Annotated in this window: 17 protein-coding genes; 10 read left to right on the top strand and 7 right to left on the bottom strand. The window is 74.0% G+C overall.

Annotated features, from left to right (window positions below; all coding sequences use genetic code 11):
- Positions 1–157 precede the first annotated feature (157 nt).
- The 5 genes from QA634_RS01135 to QA634_RS01115 all read left to right on the top strand — a co-directional run bounded on the left by QA634_RS01135 (position 158) and on the right by QA634_RS01115 (position 7,863).
- Positions 158–940 carry a HugZ family pyridoxamine 5'-phosphate oxidase gene (locus QA634_RS01135; protein WP_012330215.1) on the top strand — a complete coding sequence of 261 codons (783 nt, stop codon included), beginning with the start codon at positions 158–160 and terminating at the stop codon, positions 938–940.
- Between the two features lie 223 nt (positions 941–1,163).
- The gene (locus QA634_RS01130) at positions 1,164–2,774 is read left to right on the top strand and encodes a phosphoenolpyruvate carboxykinase (RefSeq protein WP_012330214.1); all 1,611 of its coding nucleotides are present in this window, start codon (positions 1,164–1,166) and stop codon (positions 2,772–2,774) included.
- A 109-nt stretch (positions 2,775–2,883) separates the two neighbouring features.
- Positions 2,884–3,978, top strand: a complete 1,095-nt coding sequence (locus QA634_RS01125; protein ID WP_012330213.1) for an NAD(P)/FAD-dependent oxidoreductase — start codon at positions 2,884–2,886, stop codon at positions 3,976–3,978.
- A gap of 191 nt (positions 3,979–4,169) precedes the next feature.
- Positions 4,170–5,975, top strand: a complete 1,806-nt coding sequence (lepA, locus tag QA634_RS01120) for a translation elongation factor 4 (RefSeq protein WP_012330212.1) — start codon at positions 4,170–4,172, stop codon at positions 5,973–5,975.
- Between the two features lie 403 nt (positions 5,976–6,378).
- Positions 6,379–7,863, top strand: coding sequence for a TadE/TadG family type IV pilus assembly protein (locus QA634_RS01115; RefSeq protein WP_012330211.1), 1,485 nt, complete (start codon positions 6,379–6,381; stop codon positions 7,861–7,863).
- Positions 7,864–8,323: 460 nt separating this feature from the next.
- Here the strand turns inward: QA634_RS01115 and QA634_RS01110 are convergent, their stop codons facing one another.
- The 3 genes from QA634_RS01110 to QA634_RS01100 form a co-directional block, all read right to left on the bottom strand.
- Positions 8,324–8,725, bottom strand: a complete 402-nt coding sequence (locus tag QA634_RS01110) for a hypothetical protein (protein ID WP_018262925.1) — start codon at positions 8,723–8,725, stop codon at positions 8,324–8,326.
- A gap of 114 nt (positions 8,726–8,839) precedes the next feature.
- Positions 8,840–9,220 (bottom strand): hypothetical protein, encoded by a 381-nt coding sequence (locus QA634_RS01105; protein ID WP_012330209.1) that lies wholly within the window; start codon positions 9,218–9,220, stop codon positions 8,840–8,842.
- 123 nt (positions 9,221–9,343) lie between these two features.
- Positions 9,344–11,179, bottom strand: coding sequence for a methylmalonyl-CoA mutase subunit beta (locus QA634_RS01100; protein WP_012330208.1), 1,836 nt, complete (start codon positions 11,177–11,179; stop codon positions 9,344–9,346).
- 257 nt (positions 11,180–11,436) lie between these two features.
- Between QA634_RS01100 and QA634_RS01095 the strand changes: the two genes are divergently transcribed.
- Positions 11,437–11,772, top strand: coding sequence for a TfoX/Sxy family protein (locus QA634_RS01095; RefSeq protein ID WP_012330207.1), 336 nt, complete (start codon positions 11,437–11,439; stop codon positions 11,770–11,772).
- 19 nt (positions 11,773–11,791) lie between these two features.
- Here the strand turns inward: QA634_RS01095 and QA634_RS01090 are convergent, their stop codons facing one another.
- Positions 11,792–12,595 (bottom strand): undecaprenyl-diphosphate phosphatase, encoded by an 804-nt coding sequence (locus QA634_RS01090; protein ID WP_012330206.1) that lies wholly within the window; start codon positions 12,593–12,595, stop codon positions 11,792–11,794.
- Positions 12,596–12,883: 288 nt separating this feature from the next.
- Here QA634_RS01090 and QA634_RS01085 point away from each other — a divergent pair, with 288 nt between their 5' ends.
- The 3 genes from QA634_RS01085 to QA634_RS01075 all read left to right on the top strand — a co-directional run bounded on the left by QA634_RS01085 (position 12,884) and on the right by QA634_RS01075 (position 15,629).
- On the top strand, positions 12,884–13,576 hold the full coding sequence (locus QA634_RS01085) for a glutathione S-transferase family protein (RefSeq protein ID WP_012330205.1): 693 nt from the start codon (positions 12,884–12,886) through the stop codon (positions 13,574–13,576).
- Between the two features lie 71 nt (positions 13,577–13,647).
- Positions 13,648–14,781 carry a tRNA epoxyqueuosine(34) reductase QueG gene (gene queG / locus QA634_RS01080; RefSeq protein WP_043700727.1) on the top strand — a complete coding sequence of 378 codons (1,134 nt, stop codon included), beginning with the start codon at positions 13,648–13,650 and terminating at the stop codon, positions 14,779–14,781.
- Entirely contained in the window at positions 14,778–15,629 is an 852-nt protein-coding gene (locus QA634_RS01075; RefSeq protein ID WP_012330204.1) for an SDR family oxidoreductase, read from the top strand. The genes queG and QA634_RS01075 overlap by 4 nt, the downstream gene beginning before the upstream one ends.
- A 39-nt stretch (positions 15,630–15,668) precedes the next feature.
- Here QA634_RS01075 and QA634_RS01070 read toward each other — a convergent pair whose 3' ends face one another.
- The 3 genes from QA634_RS01070 to QA634_RS01060 all read right to left on the bottom strand — a co-directional run bounded on the left by QA634_RS01070 (position 15,669) and on the right by QA634_RS01060 (position 19,801).
- Positions 15,669–15,950 (bottom strand): hypothetical protein, encoded by a 282-nt coding sequence (locus QA634_RS01070; RefSeq protein ID WP_012330203.1) that lies wholly within the window; start codon positions 15,948–15,950, stop codon positions 15,669–15,671.
- Positions 15,951–16,006: 56 nt separating this feature from the next.
- On the bottom strand, positions 16,007–18,133 hold the full coding sequence (locus tag QA634_RS01065; protein WP_012330202.1) for an ATP-binding protein: 2,127 nt from the start codon (positions 18,131–18,133) through the stop codon (positions 16,007–16,009).
- A 129-nt stretch (positions 18,134–18,262) separates the two neighbouring features.
- The gene (locus QA634_RS01060; protein ID WP_012330201.1) at positions 18,263–19,801 is read right to left on the bottom strand and encodes a YifB family Mg chelatase-like AAA ATPase; all 1,539 of its coding nucleotides are present in this window, start codon (positions 19,799–19,801) and stop codon (positions 18,263–18,265) included.
- A gap of 200 nt (positions 19,802–20,001) precedes the next feature.
- Between QA634_RS01060 and QA634_RS01055 the strand changes: the two genes are divergently transcribed.
- Positions 20,002–20,160: a hypothetical protein gene (locus tag QA634_RS01055; protein WP_012330200.1), complete on the top strand. Its 159-nt coding sequence runs from the start codon at positions 20,002–20,004 to the stop codon at positions 20,158–20,160.
- The last annotated feature ends 2 nt before the right edge of the window (positions 20,161–20,162 follow it).

The following is a 20,162-nucleotide window of genomic DNA, read 5'->3' as shown; positions in this document are numbered from 1 at the left end:
CGGGCCACGGTTTCGACACCCTTAGGCCCAAAGCGATCAAAAAGCGAGCACCCGGGGCGGCGGCGGCGCGCGGCCCCGCCGCACCCGCGACGCGAGGCGCGATGGACGGGCGCGCCCGCCCCGGCCAGGGTGGCGCGAGACGCGGGAGTTGGACGCCATGGCGGAGAGCGACAGACAACCGGCAGCCCCCTTCGCGGCCGCCCAGGCGCCGTTCGACGCGGTCGGGCTCGCCAAGGACCTGCTGCGCAGCACCCGGTCGGGGGCCCTCGCCACGCTCGATCGCGGCGACGGATCGCCCTTCGCATCGCTCGTCACGGTGGCGACCGACCTCGACGGCGCGCCCCTGATGCTGCTCTCGCGCCTCTCGGCCCACACGCTCAACCTGGAGGCCGAGCCGCGCTGCTCGCTCCTGCTCAGCCCGGGCGGCAAGGGCGACCCGCTCGCCCATCCGCGCCTCACCGTGGCCGGGCGCGCCGCCCGCAGCGACGACCCGCGGGTGCGCGCCCGCTTCCTCGCCCGCCACCCGAAGGCGAAGCTCTACGCCGACTTCCCGGACTTCGCCTTCTTCCGGCTGGAGCCGGCGGCCGGGCACCTGAACGGCGGCTTCGCCAAGGCCGCGACCCTGAGCGCGGCCGAACTCCTCACCGACCTCGCCGGGATGGAGGGCCTCGCCGCGAGCGAGGCCGGGGCGGCCGCCCACATGAACGACGACCATGCCGACGCGCTCGCCCTCTACGCGACGCATTTCGCGGGGGCGGAGCCCGGCCCCTGGCGCCTCACCGGGCTCGATCCCGAGGGGCTCGACCTCCTGGCCGCGGACCGGACCGCCCGCGTGACCTTCCCGCGCCGCCTTCGCGACCCCAGAACCCTGCGGCAGGTCCTGGTCGAGATGGCCGCCGAGGCCCGCCGGGAACGGCCGGCGGTCCCGGGCGGCGAATGACAAAACTTGTGGCCTGTTACACCGCTGCGGCGCGTTGGCAATTGAACCGCGAAGTTTCGCCACCTACTAACGGCCCTCACCTGGTCACACGCACCGCGTGAGCGGCGCGGACCCGGCCGGGTGCGGCGGTCGCCACGTCCAGACCTTGCGGCGTCCGACGGAACGAGGGCATCGGCCCGTGCCGGGTGGACCCCCGCCCCGGACGGCGCCAGGAGGAACACTCGTGAGCGACATCGGCGTATACAACGCGGCGTTCGGTCCGGATCGGGCCGGCCTGCGCAACCTCAAGCGCGTCTTCTGGAACCTGGAGGCCCCGAGCCTCTACGAACAGGCGCTGCAGCGGGGCGAGGCCCAGCTCGCGGCGGGGGGCGCGCTGGTGGCCGAGACCGGCATCCACACCGGCCGGTCCCCGAAGGACAAGTTCGTCGTCCGGGATTCCGGGACCGAGGATCAGGTCTGGTGGGACAACAACGGCGCGATCACGGCCGAGCAGTTCGACCGCCTGCACGCGGACTTCGTCGCGCACGCGGAGGGCAAGGACCTCTTCGCGCAGGATCTCTACGGGGGAGCGGAGCCGGCCTACCGGGTGCGGGCGCGCGTCTACACCGAGTATGCGTGGCACTCCCTGTTCATCCGCAACCTGCTGATCCGGCCGGAGCGCGACGCGCTCGGCGCCTACGAGCCCGACCTGACCATCATCGACCTGCCGAGCTTCAAGGCCGACCCGGCCCGCCACGGGGTCCGCTCCGAGACGGTCATCGCCTGCGACTTCACCCGCAAGATCGTGCTGATCGGCGGCTCGTCCTATGCCGGCGAGATGAAGAAGTCGGTCTTCACCTACCTCAACTACATTCTGCCGAAGGCCGGCGTGATGCCGATGCACTGCTCGGCGAACGTGGGCGCGCAGGGCGACTCGGCCCTGTTCTTCGGCCTGTCCGGCACCGGCAAGACCACCCTGTCGAACGACCCGGCCCGGGTGCTGCTGGGCGACGACGAGCACGGCTGGGGCCCGAAGGGCATCTTCAACTTCGAGGGCGGCTGCTACGCCAAGACCATCCGCCTGTCGCGAGAGGCCGAGCCCGAGATCTACGCCACGACCGAGCGCTTCGGCACCGTGATGGAGAACGTGGTCATCGACCCGGTCACCCGGCTGCCGGATTTCGACGACGCCTCGAAGACCGAGAACACGCGCTGCGCCTATCCGCTGCCGTTTATCCCGAACGCGAGCGCGACGGGCCGGGCGGGGCACCCGAAGAACATCGTCATGCTGACCTGCGACGCCTTCGGGGTGCTGCCCCCGATCGCCAAGCTCACCGGCGCCGAGGCGATGTACCACTTCCTGTCGGGCTACACCGCCAAGGTGGCGGGCACCGAGAAGGGGCTGAAGGGGCCCGAGGCGACCTTCTCGACCTGCTTCGGCGCGCCCTTCATGCCGCGCCACCCGAGCGTCTACGGCAACCTGCTGCGCGACCTGATCGCCCGCCACCACGTCGATTGCTGGCTCGTCAACACGGGCTGGACCGGCGGGGGCGTGGGCACCGGGCGGCGCATGCCGATCCGGGTGACGCGCCGGCTGCTGACCGCCGCCCTCGACGGCTCGCTCGCCAAGGCCGATTACCGCCGCGACCCCTATTTCGGCTTCGCGGTGCCGACCTCGGTGCCGGGCGTCGAGCCGCACATCCTCTACCCGGTCAAGACCTGGGCGGACAAGGCGGCCTTCGCCGAGACGGCCAAGCGGCTGGTCGAGATGTTCCAGGCCAACTTCAAGCGCTTCGAGGCCCACGTCGACGCCGACGTGCGCGCCGCCGAGCCGACCATGTCGATCGCGGCGTGAGGGGCGGGCGGGGCCCGGCGGGGCTCCGCCGAGCGTGACGAACGGGGCGCGGCGGTCTCCTCGCGGGGGGCGCCGCGCCACGCAACAGCCGCGCGGGGGGATGTGAGACATGCTGGTCCTCGTCATCGGCGCGGGCGTCGTGGGGCTCGCCTGCGGACGCGCCCTCGCCCTGCGCGGCCACGAGGTCATCGTTGCGGAGGCCGAGGCCCAGATCGGCACCGGGGTGTCCTCGCGCAATTCCGAGGTGATCCACGGCGGCATGTACTACCCGTCCGGGTCGCTGCGGGCGCGCCACTGCGTCGAGGGCCGCCGCCGCCTCTACGCCTTCTGCGCCAGCCACGGCGTGCCGCATGCCAGGACCGGCAAGCTCATCGTCGCGGCGACCGAGCCCGAGCGCGCCAAGATCGCGGCGATCCACGCCCAGGGGCTGGCGAACGGGGTCGAGGGGCTCGCGCTCATCGACGGCGCCGAGGCGCGGCGCCTCGAACCCAACCTCGCCTGCGTGGCGGCGCTGCTGTCGCCGGAGACCGGCATCGTCGACAGCCACGCGCTGATGCTCGCGCTCCAGGGCGACCTGGAGGCCCATGGCGGCGCGCTCGCCTTCCGCACGCCCGTCGAGCGGCTGATCCGCGACGGCGGCGGCTGGGTCGCGCTCTACGGCGGCGAGGCGCCGGGCGAGCTGCGGGTCGACGCGGTGGTGAGCGCGACGAGCTTCGGCGCGCAGGCGCTGGCCCGCGCCACCGAGGGCTACCCGGAGGCGCGGGTGCCCCGCCTCGTCCTCGCCAAGGGCAACTACTTCGGCTGCCTCGGCCGCCCGGCCTTCACGCGGCTGATCTACCCCGCCCCGGTCGAGGGCGGGCTCGGCATCCACCTGACCCTCGACCTCGCCGGGCGCACGCGCTTCGGGCCGGACGTCGAGTGGATCGACCGGCCCGATTACGAGGTCGATCCGGCCCGCGGCGCCCTGTTCTACGCGGCGATCCGGCGCTACTGGCCGGACCTGCCCGAGGGCGCCCTGTTCCCCGACTACGCGGGCATCCGCCCGAAACTGTCGGGGCCGGGCCAGCCGGCGATGGATTTCGTGATCGACGGGCCGGCCGAGCACGGCCTGCCGGGCCTCGTGCAGATGTTCGGCATCGAGAGTCCGGGCCTGACCTCCAGCCTGTCCCTCGCCGAGGACGTGGCGGACCGGCTCGGCGCCTGAGGGGAGGCGGCCCGAAGCCGGCCCGATGCCGGGGACCGCGTGCGGCCCGCCGCCGGCTCGACACTGGGACGGCGTGCGGCCCGCCGCCGTCTTGGCGCACGCATCCCCCGCTGCTATCTCCCGTCCGCCTTCCCGATTTACGCCGTGCGCCACGCCCTTCGCCGCGCCTGGGCGCCGGAGACCGCCTGCTGATGACCGCCAAGCCCATCGACACGATCCGCAACTTCTCGATCGTCGCGCATATCGACCACGGCAAGTCGACCCTCGCCGACCGGCTGATCCAGCTCACCGGGGCGCTCTCGGCGCGCGAGATGACCGAGCAGGTGCTCGACTCGATGGACATCGAGCGCGAGCGCGGCATCACCATCAAGGCCCAGACCGTGCGGCTCGACTACAAGGCGCAGGACGGGCGCGAGTACGTCCTGAACCTGATGGACACGCCCGGCCACGTCGACTTCACCTACGAGGTGTCGCGCTCGCTGGCGGCCTGCGAGGGCTCGCTCCTCGTCGTCGATGCGAGCCAGGGCGTCGAGGCCCAGACCCTCGCCAACGTGTATCAGGCGATCGACGCCAACCACGAGATCGTCCCGGTCCTCAACAAGATCGACCTGCCGGCGGCGGAGCCCGACCGCGTCAAGGAGCAGATCGAGGAGGTGATCGGCATCGACGCCTCCGAGGCGGTGCCGATCTCGGCCAAGACCGGCCTCAACATCGAGGCGGTGCTGGAGGCGATCGTCGCCAAGCTGCCGCCGCCGAAGGGCGACTGCGAGGCGCCGCTGAAGGCGCTCCTGGTCGATTCCTGGTACGACGTCTACCTGGGCGTCGTGGTGCTGGTGCGCATCGTGGACGGCGTGCTGCGCAAGGGCATGACCATCCGGATGATGGGGGCGGACGCGGTCTACGGCGTCGACCGCGTCGGCGTCTTCCGCCCCAAGATGCAGGACGTGGCCGAGCTCGGGCCCGGCGAGGTCGGCTTCCTCACCGCCTCGATCAAGGAGGTGGCCGACACCCGGGTCGGCGACACGATCACGGAGGACCGGCGCCCGACGGACCAGGCCCTGCCGGGCTTCAAGCCGGTCCAGCCGGTGGTGTTCTGCGGCCTGTTCCCGGTCGACGCCGCCGAGTTCGAGAACCTGCGCGCCGCCATGGGCAAGCTGCGCCTCAACGACGCCTCGTTCTCCTACGAGATGGAGACCTCGGCGGCCCTCGGCTTCGGCTTCCGCTGCGGCTTCCTCGGCCTCCTGCACCTGGAGATCATCCAGGAGCGGCTGGAGCGCGAATTCAACCTCGACCTGATCTCGACCGCGCCGAGCGTGGTCTACCGCCTCAACATGGCGGACGGCACCATGCGGGAACTGCACAATCCCGCCGACATGCCCGACGTGATGAAGATCGATACGATCGAGGAGCCCTGGATCCGCGCCACCATCCTCACGCCGGACGATTACCTCGGCGGCGTGCTCAAGCTCTGCCAGGACCGGCGCGGCGCCCAGATCGACCTCAACTACGTCGGCAAGCGCGCCATGGTCGTGTACGATCTGCCGCTCAACGAGGTGGTGTTCGACTTCTACGACCGCCTGAAGTCGATCTCGAAGGGCTACGCCTCGTTCGACTACCACATCTCGGATTACCGCGAGGGCGACCTCGTGAAGATGTCGATCCTCGTGAATGCCGAACCGGTCGACGCGCTGTCGATGCTGGTCCACCGGACCCGGGCGGAGTCCCGCGGCCGCGCGATGTGCGAGAAGCTCAAGGACCTGATTCCGCGCCACCTGTTCCAGATCCCGGTCCAGGCGGCGATCGGCGGCAAGATCATCGCCCGCGAGACCATCCGGGCCCTCTCCAAGGACGTCACCGCCAAGTGCTACGGCGGCGACATCTCGCGCAAGCGCAAGCTCCTCGACAAGCAGAAGGAGGGCAAGAAGCGCATGCGCCAGTTCGGCAAGGTCGAGATCCCCCAGGAAGCCTTCATCGCCGCGCTCAAGATGGACAGCTGAGGCGCCGCGCGGGAACGGGAGCCTCCGGCGCCTCGCGCGACCGCCGTGCCGATCGGCGCGGTCGCGCCGGCCTCCGACGCGTCGCGGGTCTGCCGACACGGCCACCACCGGCTCGGACGCCGGGATGGCGCGGGACCGACGGCCCGAGCGGAGATGCCGCGAGCCGTTCTGCTCGGGGAGGGCGCCAGGACCGGCCGATCCCCCGCGGGCGCCTGCCCGCCCCTGCCGGGCTCGCCCTCGTCAGGACCACATCGCGCAAAATATAACCTAAGGTTGTTTGGATTAGACCTTTCGTTGTGATTGGACATAGGCCTTCTAACCTGAAGGTTTTGGCGCACGCATAAGAAGTTCCGTAACGGAAGAGGCGGTTCAATCCGCTTCGAATTCCGACGGGGGTGCGTGGGTGCGCGGGAAGCTCGCGAAGCTCGCCCGGAGCTTCTGGCTCGCTGGGGCGGCCAACGTGCTGGTCATCTTTGGCCTCGGCGCTCCTGTGCTGTTCGGGGTGGTCGGCATCACGGTCGACTACGCGATCTGGCTGAATCAGAAGCTGATCCTCCAGAACGCGGCGGACGCGGCCGCCCTGGCGATCGTCGCGGACATCCAGATCGCCGCCCCGCAGCTGGAGCGCATGCAGGCCATCGCCGAGAGCCAGGTGCGCCGCTTCGTGCCGCTGAAGGAGGGCGACGGGCCGGTGGCGGTGAGGACGGCGCCGCGCTACCGCAAGACGTCGGACGACCCGTTCGCCCCGGGGCCGGTCGAGGGCGACGTGCGCACGGCCAATGGCTGGTCCGTGACCCTCACGCAGCGCAAGCGCGCGATCATGAGCCGCCTCGTCACGCCGACCCTGACGGACATCACCGTCGAGGCGACGGCGGAGATGGCCGGCACGATCAAGGTCTGCGTCCTCGTCCTCGACGCCGCCGCCAGCGGCGCGCTCGCCCTCAGGGATCAGTCCCGGATCGACGCCGGCAACTGCTCCGTCTACGTGATGTCGGCCGATCGCCGGGGCCTCCAGATGACCGACGGCGCGGCGCTGACCTCGCTGAAATCCTGCGTGGTGGGCGGCTACGCGGGCGGCGGCTACGTCAGGCCGCGGCCGATCTCGGGCTGCCCGCCCATGCGCGACCCGCTCCAGGCGCGGGAGCCGCCGCCGGTCGGCGGGTGCACCTACACCAACCTCGCCATCGCGGACGAGCGGCGCACGCTCATGCCCGGGACCTATTGCGGCGGCCTGATGATCAACGCGGGGGCGAGCGTCACCCTCGCGCCGGGCACCTACGTGATCAAGGACGGGCCGCTCGTGGTCGGCTCGGAGAAGCAGGAGACCCGCTCGACGGGGTGGGGCTGGTGGGGGTTGCGGGGCTGGCGCCCGTTCGTCCCGCTGCTGTGCTACTGGCCGGAGCTCGTCCCGGGCTCGCACGCGCTCTGGTGTCCGAGGACGACCACCACGAATTCCCCGCCCGGGATCCTCACGGGGACGAATGTCGGCTTCTACTTCACCGGCAAGGTCCCGCCGGACCAGGACGGCGCGGTGCGCCCGGTGCAGTTCATGCCCCGCTCCACGGTGTCCCTCACGGCGGGCAAGACCGGGAGCATGGCCGGGCTGTTGTTCTTCGAGGATCGCGACGCTCCTCCCGGGCGCCAATTCGCCGTGCTGAGCGATTCCGCCCGGCGCCTCGTCGGCACGATCTACCTGCCGCGCGGCACCTTCACGGTGAGGACGAACCAGGTCGTGGCCGACCAGTCCGAGTTCACCGCCATCGTCGCGCGCGGGATCGACCTCTCCAGCGCGCCCCGCCTCGTCATCAACGCCGATTACGGCGCGACCGACGTGCCGGTGCCCAAGGGGATCGGGCCGACCAGCGCCATGCCGACCCTGACGCATTGACGATCCGGCGGGCCGACCCGCCGCGCCCGTCAGCGCGGCATGAGCGAGAGTCCGGTCCGATACGTCCGGCGAGCGGAGCACGGGTCGGTGATGGGGGACACCTCGCGGAGGCGCCGAGGCGTGTCGGGGTGAGCCGCGCCGCGAACGTCGTCATGGCATTCGGGGTCATGGCATTCGGGGTCATGGCATTCGGGGTCATGGCATTCGGGGTCATGGCATTCGGGGTCATGGCATTCGGGGTCATGGCGTTCGGGCTCGGGGCCCCGGTGCTGTTCGGGGCCGCCGGCATCGCCGTCGCCGACCAGTCCGAGCACATGGCGATCGTGGCGCGCCGGCTCGACCGGTCGCGGGTCCCCGCCTCGTCATCAACGCCGATTGCGGCGCGGCCGGCGTGCCGGTGCCCAAGGGGATCGGGCCGACGAGCGCGGCGCCGGTGCCGACCCGCTGAGCGGCCCCGCGATCAGGGCTTGGCGGAGGCCGGCTCGGCGTCGGGCCGCGGCTCGGCATTGGCCCAGGCCTTGGTCTCGAGCATCGGCTTCAGCCGCTCCTCCAGGGATTGGGCGAGGTGGCGGGTATAGGCGCCGCGGAAGTAGCGCGCGCCGGTGCCCGGCCCGTGGCGCAGGTCGTGGTCGCGCATCATGGCGTCGACCTCGGGGCGGCAGAGGTAGCCGATCACTCCGGCCGCCTCGTACCAGCGCCCGCTGCGGGCATGGGCGAGGGCCGCCGGGTTGTTGCCGATGCTCTCGGCGAAGCAATCCGTCGCGGCCGCCTCGCGCGGCGGGACGCTGCTGTGCTGGGGCTCGCGGGCGGCCGCCGCGGTGGCGGTCGCCGCGCAGAGCATGCCGAGGAGGAGGGGTCTCATCATCCGGTGCCGGCCGAAGCGGTTCGAGGGTCCTAGCCGACGACCCTGCCCCCCGTCCGGGGCGAATCTGCGGCAGGTTCGCCGGAGGGCTGTGGCGCGGGCCGCCAGCGACCGTCAGCCGCGGCGCTCGGCGTTCCAGCGCCCGCCGCAGCGCGTCCCGCCGGAGGTCGTCCAGGTGCCGTTGCCCCAGCCATTGGCGAGGCGCCCGACCACCTGGGCGCTCGCGTCGCCCCGGCTGATCGCGCCGCGCACGACCCCGTTCGGCTGCACCCGGCCCGTGATGGTGAAGTCCGAGCCCCCGGCGTAGCGGGCTTGCCCGTCCTGGATGATCAGGCCGTAGCGGTAGGCGCGGTCGCAGGTGCCGGTCTCGGTGATCACCTCGACGCTCCAGGTCCCGTCGAAGCGCTTGACCGATGGCGCGCTGCGCTTCGCGGCCAGGGCGGGACCCGCCGCGGCTGTCAGGATGATCATGCCCGCTAGGGCGGCCCGCAGCATCGTCGTCACTCTCGTCTCCCCTTGGGATAGCCCCCGGCCACAAACGCCCGAGCTTCGCGGCGGTTGCCCCGGATCGGTGCGCCGTCGCACGAGGCGGGCGACGGCGCGCGGGGAGCCCCGATGTCAGGCCCGGGCGAGGTCCTGCGCCTCCTCCAGGAGGCGCAGGAGGTCGCAGCCGGCGTAGAGGTCGCGGGTCACGCCGGCCTCGCGCAGGGCCGCCTCCAGGGCGCCGGGCCGGCCGGCGAGGTAGAGGCTGCGCGCGCCGGCCTCCGCCAGGGCCCGGGCGGCCGGCACCGCCTCGGCGGCGTAGACCTCGTCGGACGAGCACAGGCAGGCGAGCGGCGTGCCGGCCGCGCGGAAGGCCGCCACCAGGGAGGCGAGGTCCGGGAAGCCGTCATTGGTGAGCGCCTCGACGCCCCCCGCCTCGAAGGCGTTGCGGGCGAAGGTCGCCCGGGTGTTGAAGGCGGCGATCGGGCCGAGATTGGCCAGGAAGACCCGCGGGCGCCGGCCCGTCGCGGCCAGGGCCGCGTCGGAGGCGTCGCGCAGGCGCTCGAAGGGCTCGGCGAAGCGCAGCGAGGGCAGGGCGCCGGCCGGGGTCGCCGCCGCGGGGGCGGGGGCCAGCACCGCCACCGGCGCCTCGGCGAGGTGGGGGAACTCGCTGGTGCCGGTGATCGGCTGGCGGCGGGTGGCGAGGTCGCGCCCGCGCGCCTCTCGGATCGCGGCGAGCCGGCCGCCGAGCCGGCCCGAGGCCAGGCTCTCGACGAGGCCGCCCTCGCGCTCGATCTCCTGGAACTGCGCCCAGGCCTGCGCGCAGAGTTCGGCGGTCAGCGCCTCGAAGCCGCCCGCGCCCGCGGCCGGGTCGACGACCCGCCAGAGGTTCGATTCCTCCAGGAGGACCACCTGCGTGTTGCGGGCGCAGCGGCGGGCGAAGGCGTCGGGCAGGCCGAGCGCCGCCGTGAAGGGCAGCACCGTGACGGAATCGGCCCCGCCGAGCCCGGCCGAGAAGGCCGCCGCGGTGGCCCGCAGGAGGTTCACGAAGGGGTCGCGCCGGGTGGTGGTGCGCCACGCCGTCTCGGCGTGGAGGGTGAGCGGCTTCGGGGTCAGGCCGCAGGATTCCTCGACCCGCGCCCAGAGCCGGCGCATCGCCCGAAGCTTCGCGACGGTGAGGAACTCGTCCGCGTCGGCGACGAGCAGGACCGCGATGGCGTCGCGCGCCCGTTCGAGGTCGTGCCCGCCGGCCTCCAGGGCCCGCAGCAGCGCGACGGCGCTCGCCAGCACGGCGGCGAGTTCTCCCGCCTCGGTGGCGCCCGCCTCGTGGAAGGGCCGCGCATCCGCCAGGAACGCCCTCCCGGCGAAGCCCCTTCGGTCGAGGCCCGCCAGGGTGGCGGCGAGGCCGGAGGCGACCTCCGGCCAGGGGCCGGGCAGGGCGCCCGTCGTGGCGAATTGCCCGATCGGATCGATGCCGAGGTCCAGCGACAGGCGCCCGAGATCGTCGCCCCGCCGCGCCGCGAGCGCGACCAGGGCCTCGGCCGCGGCCGCGGCGCCGGGGCCCGCGTCGAGTCGCAGGGCGATCAGCGGCAGCATGACCCCGTCGAGCGCCCGCTCCAGCGCCTCCGGGCCGGGCAGGCCGAAGCCCCGGGCGGCGCGCGCCCCGGCCAGCACGAGGGTGAGCGCGTCGGCCCCGCCCTCCAGGTCGGCGAGGGCCAGCGCGTTGGCCTCGGCCGGGTCCGGGTGGTCGACCCGCTGGGCGATGCGCCAGGGCGCCGGCGCCCCGGCGCCGCGCAGGGGCTGCGGGCTCGGCGCGGCGGCGCCGTAGAGGGGCTCGACGCGGATCCCGTCCCGGGTGCGGTGCACGAGGCGCTTCTCGTACTCCGCGCCTTTGAGCACGCCGTCGACGAGGGCGCGCCACTGCTCGCCCGTGGCGGGGGGGAACGCGGCGGCGAGCGTGAGATCGTCCATGGCGGGGTCCTTCGCGGCGGATGTCCCTCTGCATCACACGGGATCGCGGCGCCACCCGTCAATGGTCGAGCCCGCCCGTCGCGGCGTCGCGGCCCCGGCTTGACTCGCGGCCGCGCCGCCCGGAGCGTGGCCGCCGGGACCTCCAGCACCTGGCGGGACCTCCAGCACCTGGCGGGACCTCCAGCACCTGGCGGGGCCTCCAGCACCTGGCGGGGCCTGCCGCACCCGGCGGGACCTTGCGACGGATTCGGACCGGAATGGACGCGACCGCGATCGAGGAGATCTTCTCGGGGCTCGGGCCGGTGACGGTCCGGCGCATGTTCGGCGGCAAGGGCATCTATCACGGCGGCCGGATCGTCGCCGTGGAGGTGCGGGGCGACTTGCTGCTCAAGGCCGACGCGGCGAGCGCGCCCCTCTTCGCGGCGGCCGGCGCCACGCAGTGGAGCTATGCGGGCCGCAAGGGCCAGGCGATCCGCATGCCCTACTGGTCGATCCCCGCCGACGCCTACGACGATCCCGACGCGATGGCGCGCTGGGTCCGGCTCGCCCACGAGGCGGCCCTGCGCGCCGACGGGGCGGCGGACCGGCCCTGAGCCGCCGCCCGGCCCCGGCTCAGCCGAACACGATCAGCCCCGCGAAGCCCGCCGCCCCCACCAGGATGCGCCACCACGCGAACAGCCCGAAGCCGTGGCGGGAGACGTAGTCGAGGAGCCTGCGCACCACGAACAGAGCCGACAGGAACGCCACCACGAAGCCGATCGCGATCAGGCCGACGTCGTCGCGCGAGAGGTACTTGTAATTGTCGAGCAGGTCCTTGGCGAAGGCGCCGGCCATGGTCGGCATCGCGAGGTAGAACGAGAACTCGGTCGCGGCGCGCTTGCCCGCGCCCATCAGCATCGCGCCCACGATGGTGGCGCCCGAGCGCGACACGCCCGGGATCATCGCGAGGCACTGGAACAGGCCGATCTTGAGCGCCATTCCGAGGGAGAACTGGTGGACGTCGTCGTACTTCTGATCCAGCTCGGTCTCGTCGATGACGAGCAGGACGAGGCCGCCGGCCACCAGCGTCGAGCAGACGATCCAGGGATTGAACAGGTAGAGTTTGATCGTCTTCGAGAAGATGCCGCCGATGATCGCCGCCGGCAGGAAGGCGAGCAGGATCGCCAGGATGAAGCGGCGGGCCTTCGGGTCGCGCGGCGCCCGCAGGGCGAGGTCGAGCAGGGTCCGGAAATAGACGCTCACGATGGCCAGGATGGCGCCGAGCTGGATCAGCACCTCGAAGGTGTTGTTCGGGGACTGGAAGCCGATGAAGTGGCCGACGAGGAGCTGATGGCCGGTCGAGGAGACCGGGATGAACTCGGTGGCGCCCTCGACGAGGGCGAGGATGACGGCCTTGCCGATGCCCGCGAGGTCCATCAGCGCATCCCCCGGCCCGCTCGGAGCCGCCCCGCCCGCCATGCCACAGCCGTCATCATCGCTCGCTCGCTCGTTGGGAGGCCGCTGCTCGCGGCGGGACAGTGTCGGGGATGGTTGCAACCGTCGCACGACATGGTTTCGGGTCGGTTACCAGCCCGGCGCGCCCGTGTTAAGGATGCGGCTCATTCCGCGGGGACGATGACCGGCCGTTAATCCGTTCCGGGCTCAATCGCCGCGCAAGGCCTGCCCGCCCCGGCCAGCCCAGACACGAAGCGCGACACGGCCCGTATGGCGACGCTGCATCATTCCCCCTTCTGCCCGCATTCCCGCTTCGTCCGGCTGGTCCTCGCCGAGATGGGCATGGAGCCGGTCCTGGCGGAGGAGCGGCCCTGGGAGCGCCGGGAGGAGTTCCTGATGCTCAACCCCGCCGGCACGACGCCGGTGCTGGTGGAGGAGGGCGGGCTCGCGGTGCCGGGATCCGGCGTGATCGCCGAGTATCTCGACGAGACGCGGGGGCTCGGCCTGTCGGGGCGGCGCCTGCTGCCGGAGGCGCCCGCCGCGCGGGTGGAGGTGCGCCGCCTCCTGGACTGGTTCCTGGCCAAGTTCGACCAGGAAGTGACCGGCTACCTCGTCACCGAGAAGATCCACAAGCGCTTCATGACCCCGGATCTCGGCGGCGGCCCGCCCGACATGAACGCGATCCGGGCGGCGCGCACCAACGTGCGCTACCACCTCAAGTACATCGGCTACCTGATCGCCCGGCGGAACTGGCTGGCGGGCGACCATCTGACCTATGCGGATCTGGCGGCGGCGGCCCATCTCTCCTGCGTGGATTACCTCGGCGACGTGCCATGGGACGAGGACGAGATGGCGCGGACGTGGTACGCGCGGCTGAAATCCCGCCCGTCCTTCCGCGGCCTGCTGGCGGACCGGGTGCCCGGGATGGCGCCGGCCGACCATTACGCGGACCTGGACTTCTGACGCGGGACGGCGCGGCGCTGCGGCACCTCCTGGAGGAGCGCGCCCGCGCCCTCGGCTTCGACGCGCTGGCGGTGACGGGGCCGGAGGCGGTGCCGGAGCTGCCGGGGCGCCTGCGCGCCTGGCTGGCGGCGGGGCACCAGGCCGGGATGGGCTGGATGGCGGAGCGGGAGGCGCAGCGCGCCTCGCCGGCCGCGCTCTGGCCCGCGGTGCGCAGCATCGTGATGCTCGGGGTCAATGCGGGCCCCCAGGAGGATCCGCGCGCGGTGCTCGCCGCCCGCGACCGGGCCGCCATCGCGGTCTACGCGCAAAGGCGCGACTACCACGACGTGATCAAGGGCAAGTTGAAGGAACTCGGCGCCGTGCTGGCCGCGCGGGGCGGCGCCGACCTCAAGGTCTTCGTCGATACCGCGCCCGTGATGGAGAAGCCCCTCGCGGCCGCGGCGGGGCTCGGCTGGCAGGGCAAGAACACGCTCACGGTGTCCCGCGCCTTCGGCACATGGCTGCTGCTCGGGGCGATCTACACCGATGCGGAACTGCCGCGCGACGCGCCGGCGCGCGACCGCTGCGGCGCCTGCCGGCGCTGCCTCGACGCCTGCCCGACCGACGCCTTCCCGGCCCCCTACCGGCTCGACGCCAACCGCTGCATCGCCTACCTGACGATCGAGCATGCCGGCCCGATCCCGCCGGAATTCCGCGCGGCGATCGGCAACCGGGTCTTCGGCTGCGACGATTGCCTCGCGGTCTGCCCCTGGAACAAGTTCGCCGGGGCGGCCAGGGAGGCGCGGCTCGCCGCGCGCAGCGACCTCGCGGCGCCCGCCCTGCGCGACCTCGCCCGGCTCGACGAGGCGGCGTTCCGGGCGCGGTTCGCCGGCACCCCGATCAAGCGCACGGGCCGCGCCCGCATCCTGCGCAACGTCCTCGTCGCCATCGGCAATTCGGGCGATCCCGGCCTCGCCGGAGAGGCCGCGCGGCTCCTCGCGGATCCCTCGCCGCTGGTGCGCGGCATGGCCGTGTGGGCGCTCGCGCGGCTCGCGCCCGGGCACCTGCCCCCGCATCCGCCGCCGGGCGAGGACGACCCGGACGTGCTGGCCGAGTGGGCGCGCGCCCACGCGGCGAGCATACCCGGGCGGCGGGAGGGCGAGCCCCCTTGCGCGGCCGGGGCGGAGCCCGGCATCACACCGGTTTCCCTGGGGCACTCGGCATGAACCTCCTCGTCTTCGGGCTCGGCTACACGGCGCGGCACTTCGTCGAGCGCGAACGGGCGCGCTTCTCCCGCATCGCCGCGACCGCGCAGGCGCCGCGGCCGGACGCGCCCGAGGGCGTGATCGCGCGGGTGTTCTCGCCGGTGCGGGCGGATCCGGCGATCCTGGACGACGTCGCCCGCAGCGACGCGGTCCTGGTCTCGATCCCGCCCCAGGACGGGGATCCGGTGCTGCGCGCCTACGCGGAGGCGCTCGCGGCGGGGCCGGCGCGCTGGATCGGCTACCTCTCGACGATCGGCGTCTACGGGGACCAGGGCGGGGCCTGGATCGACGAGGCGACGCCGCCCGCGCCGACCCATGAGCGCACCCGGGACCGGGTCGCCGTGGAGGAGGCGTGGCGGGCCCTCGGGGCGCGGACCGGCAAGGCGGTCCAGGTCTTCCGCCTGTCGGGCATCTACGGGCCGGGGCGGAACGCCTTCGTGAAGCTGCGCGAGGGCCGCGCGCAGCGCATCGTCAAGGACGGGCAGGTCTTCAACCGCATCCACGTGGACGACATCGCCACGGTGCTGGCGGCCTCCCTCGACCGGCCGCGGGCGGGGGCGGTCTACAACGTGACGGACGACGAGCCGGCCCCGCCGCAGGACGTGACCGCCCACGCGGCCGCGCTCGCGGGCCTGCCGCTGCCGCCGGAGATCGACTTCGAGACCGCGTCCCTGAGCCCGATGGCGCGCAGCTTCTACGGCGAGAACAAGCGGGTGCGAAACCGGCTGATCCGGGAGGAGCTCGGCGTCGCCCTGCGCTTCCCGACCTACCGGGAGGGGCTGGCGGGGCTCGTCGCGGAGGCGGGGTGAAGGCGGGCGCCCGGCGCGCCGCGACCCGTCCGCCGCGGTTCAGCGCCGGGTGCAGACCATCCTGCCGCGCGTGCAGGCGATGCCGGGGGTGGTGCAGCCGATCGCGTCCCCGTCCCGGATGCACAGGGTGCAGTCGTCGGTCCATTCGCGGCAGGTCGGGTCCTCGGCCGGCGAGGCCGCCTGCTGGCGGGGGGCGGCCGGCGCCGGGCGGGGGCTCGGCGCGAGGTTCGCGACGAGGACGACCGCGACGGCGAGCGCGGCGATGCCGCCGGCCAGGGTGGCGTCGCGGCTGCGGTCGGGGGACGGGACGGGCTCGGCCATGGGCGCACTCCTCGCGTGCCGGCGCGCGGCCTGTCAACCGGGCGGCGCCCGGCCCCTCAGGCCGCCCGGGCCGCGCCCGCGAGGAGCGGGGGCAGGGCGGCGAGGTCGAGGGGCTTCGACAGGAACCCGTCGAATCCCGCGGCGCGGGCGGCGGCCTCGTCCTCGGCGCCGGCATTCGCCGTGAGCGCGACGAGGCGCGCCGGGGCGGCTCCGCGGGCGCGCTCGAAGGCGCGCAGGCGCCGCGCCGCCTCCAGCCCGTCGAGGCCCGGCATGCGGATGTCGAGCAGGGCGAGGTCGAAACCCTCCGCCGCGCCCGCGGCGGCGGCCTCCAGGTGGCGCAGGGCCTCCGCCCCGTCCGGCACCCAGGTCACGGCGGCGTCGAGCCGCTCCAGGGCCTTGCGGGCGAGGAGCGCGTTGATCGGGTTGTCCTCGGCCAGCAGCACCCGCGCCCGCCCCGGCGGCGGGCCGCGCCGCTCGGCCGGCGCGCCCTCGCGCAGCTCGCCCCCCTGCGGCCGCGTCGCCTCGCACAGGCGGGCGTAGAGCGAGCGGGCCCGCACCGGCTTGATCAGGTAGCGGTCGAAGCCCGCGGCGGCGGGCGAGCCGAAATCCCGCCGGTCGAAGGGCGACAGCAGGACGATGCTGCGCGGCACCCCGGCCCGCTTGGCCGCCCCGGCGATGCGCCGCACCGCCTCGTCGCCGAGGGCCCGGTCGGCCAGGACCGCGTCGAAGGGGCGGGCCCGCAGGGCCTCGCGGGCCGCCGCCTCGCCGTCGGCGCTCACCACCTCGGCGCCGCTCCGGGTGAGGCGCGCGCGCAGGAACGGCCCCTCGACCGCCGAGGCCGCCGCCACGAGGATGCGCCGGCCGGTGAGGGCGGGCGGGCGCGGGCGCTCGCCGTCGAGGGCGCGCAGGGGCAGCACGACCCGGAAGCAGCTGCCGGCGCCCGGGCGCGAGGTCGTCTCGATGCGCCCGCCCATCCGGTCGACGAGGCGGCGGGTGATGGCGAGGCCGAGCCCGGTGCCCTCGTGGCGGCGGCTCGCGCTGCCGTCGCCCTGTTCGAATTCCTCGAACAGGAGCGGCAGCCGCTCCTCCGGAATGCCGGGGCCGGTGTCGTGGACGGCGAGGACGAGGTCCTCGCCCACCCGCTCCGCCGTGATCCCGACGCCGCCGGCCTCCGTGAACTTCACCGCGTTGCCGGCGAGGTTGAGGAGGATCTGGCGGACCCGGTCGCCGTCGCCCAGGACCCGCGGCGGCAGGTCGTCCGCGAGGTCGGCGGCGATCTCCAGGCCCTTGTCCTGGGCGCGCGGCGCCAGGAGCTCGACCACGCTCTCGACCAGGGCCGCCGGGTCGAAGGGCTCGCAGGCGAGGTCGAGGCGCCCGGCCTCGATCTTCGAGAAGTCGAGGATCCCGTCGATCAGGGTCAGCAGCGCCTCGCCGGAGGTCTTGATGGCGCGGATGTAGGTCTCCTGCTCGGGGCTGAGCGGCGTCTCCAGGACGAGGTCGGCCATGCCCAGGATGCCGTTGAGCGGGGTGCGGAACTCGTGGCTGACGGTGGCGAGGAAGCGCGACTTCGCCACGCTCGCCGCCTCGGCGCGGCTGCGCGCCTCGTCGAGGGAGCGCACCGCCTCGACGCGCTCGGTGATCTCGCGCCCGGCGCGCAGGACCTCGGGCCGGCCGTCGCGCCCGACCACGGCCGACTCCACGACGGCGAACCAGCGCGGCGGCCCGCCCGCGGCCGGGGCGATCGCGAGGTCGGCGGTGCGGCTGCCGTCCGGCCGGGTCTCCGCCGCCAGGCTCTCGGCGATGGTCGCCTCCCGGGTCGTGCCGAGGAGCGCCTCCGGGCTGGTGCCGAGGAGGCGCGCGAAGCCCTCGTTGGCGAAGGTGATGCGCCCCTCCGCGTCGCGCTGGACGATCAGCTCGATCTGCGCCTCGACGAGGTTGCGGTAGCGCTCCTCGCTCTCGGCGAGGTGCCAGATCCGGTCGTGCAGGTGCTCGACCTCGCGCTCCCGCCGCCAGCGCGCGAGCCGCCGCGCGTACCAGGCGGTCGCCAGGACCAGGAGGGCGAGGACGAGCCCCGTCGCCCCGAGCGCGTCGGAGCCGGCGCGGACGAGCCCGGCCTCGCTCCGCGCAAGCGCGCCGATCTGCGCCGTCGTCGCCGTGCCGGCCGGCCCCGCGCCATCACCCATGCCATCCCCCCGCCTGCCCGCCGCCGCAGCATGGGGCCGGCTCCTCAAGGATGGCTTGCCGGACAGGCTTAGCGGCGGGCAAACGGCCCGCGGCGAATCCGCGTGAATCCGCGGCGTCGCCGGGCGGCGCTACGCCGCCTCGGGGCGCGGATGGGTGCGGCCCCGGTAGGAGAGCGCCTCGGCGAGGTGCGCGCGCCGCACCCGGGCCTCGCCGTCGAGGTCGGCCAGCGTGCGCGCCACCCGCAGCACGCGGTGGAAGCCGCGGGCCGAGAGGCGCATGGCGTCGGCGGCGTCGCGGATCAGCTTCTGGCCGTCCGGATCCGGCCGCGCCGCCTCCTCGATCACGCCCGGCGGGCACGAGGCGTTGGTGGTGCCGGGGGGCAGGCCGGCCTCGGCGTAGCGGTGCTCCTGGCGCCCGCGCGCGGCGGCGACGCGGGCGGCGGCCTCCGCCGAGCCCTCCTGCGGCGGCGGCAGGATGAGGTCGGCGGCGGTGACGGCCGGCACCTCGATCCGCAGGTCGATGCGGTCGAGCAGCGGGCCGGAGAGCCGGGCCTGGTACTGCGCCACGCAGCGCTCGTTGGGGCCGCGGCGGCAGGCGAAGCCCGGCTCCGTCGCGTGGCCGCAGCGGCAGGGATTCATCGCCGCGACGAGCTGGAACCGGGCCGGATAGGACACCCGGTGATTCGCCCGCGCGATCATCACGCTGCCGGTCTCCAGGGGCTGGCGCAGCGAATCGAGCACCTGGGGCGAGAATTCCGGTAGCTCGTCGAGGAAGAGCACGCCGCCATGGGCGAGGGAGGCCTCGCCGGGCCGCGCCCCGGCGCCGCCGCCGACCAGGGCCGCCATGGAGGCGGAGTGGTGAGGCGCCCGGAACGGGCGGCGGTTGGAGAGCGCGCCGTCCTTCAGCTCGCCCGCGACCGACTGGATCATCGAGACTTCGAGGAGTTCGCGCGGCCCCAGCGGCGGCAGGATCGAGGGCAGGCGGGCGGCGAGCATCGACTTGCCGGCCCCGGGCGGGCCGCTCAACAGAAGATTGTGGGCGCCCGCCGCGGCGATCTCCAGCACGCGCTTTCCGCCCTCCTGCCCCTTGATCTCGCGCAGGTCGCCGAGGGGCCGGCCGGGCTGCGCCACGGCCGGGCGCGGCCGGGCCATCACCTGGCTTCCCTTGAAGTGGTTGGCGAGCTGGATCAGGGAGCAGGGCGCCAGCACGTCCATGTCGCCGCCCGCCCAGGCGGCCTCGGGCCCGCTCGCGGCCGGGCAGATCAGCCCGAGGCCGCGGCCATTGGCGGCCATGGCGGCCGGCAGCACGCCCGCCACCGCCGTGATGCCGCCGTCGAGGGCGAGTTCCCCGAGCACGCAGTAGCCGGCGAGCGCGTCCGCCGGGAGGGCGCCGATCGCGCCCATCACCCCGAGGGCGATGGGCAGGTCGTAGTGGGACCCTTCCTTGGGCAGGTCGGCCGGGGCGAGGTTGACCGTGATGCGCTTGGCCGGCAGCGCCAGCCCCGAGGCGATCAGGGCCGCGCGCACCCGCTCGCGGGATTCCGCCACCGCCTTGTCGGGCAGTCCCACCACCGTGAAGGCGACGGCGCCCGCCGCGATCTGCACCTGCACGTCCACGGCCCGCGCCTCGATCCCCTCGAAGGCGACGGTGGCGACGCGCGTGACCATAAGCTTGCGTTCCGGATGACCCAACGTCAGGTTAGGCGGACTCGCGGCGCCGCACAACCCGCGCGGCCCCGGGCGCCCGCCCGCCGCGCAGCGGCCGGGCACGCAACCTGCTTCTCGGGGTTGCGCGGCACCCGGGGGCGGACGCCGCGTTGGATCGTTGAGGCCCGCGGCGGCGGGCCCGCGGCGCGAGAGGAGGCAGCATGATCACTCCCCCGAAACAGAGCCCGCTCCTTGCCCTGGCCTACCCGGTCGCCTTCCTGGCCGGGGCGCTGCTGATCGGCACCCTCACGAGCCGCTGGATCCTGGCGGAGCCGGCCCCGGCTTTGGTCGCCTCGGCGGCGGCGAGCGCCGAGCCCTGAAT

The sequence above is a fragment of the Methylobacterium sp. CB376 genome (assembly GCF_029714205.1).
In the GTDB taxonomy this organism is placed as follows: Bacteria; Pseudomonadota; Alphaproteobacteria; order Rhizobiales; family Beijerinckiaceae; genus Methylobacterium.
The sequence above is the reverse complement of the archived record's forward strand: the minus strand, read 5'-3'. Positions and strand labels throughout refer to the sequence as shown.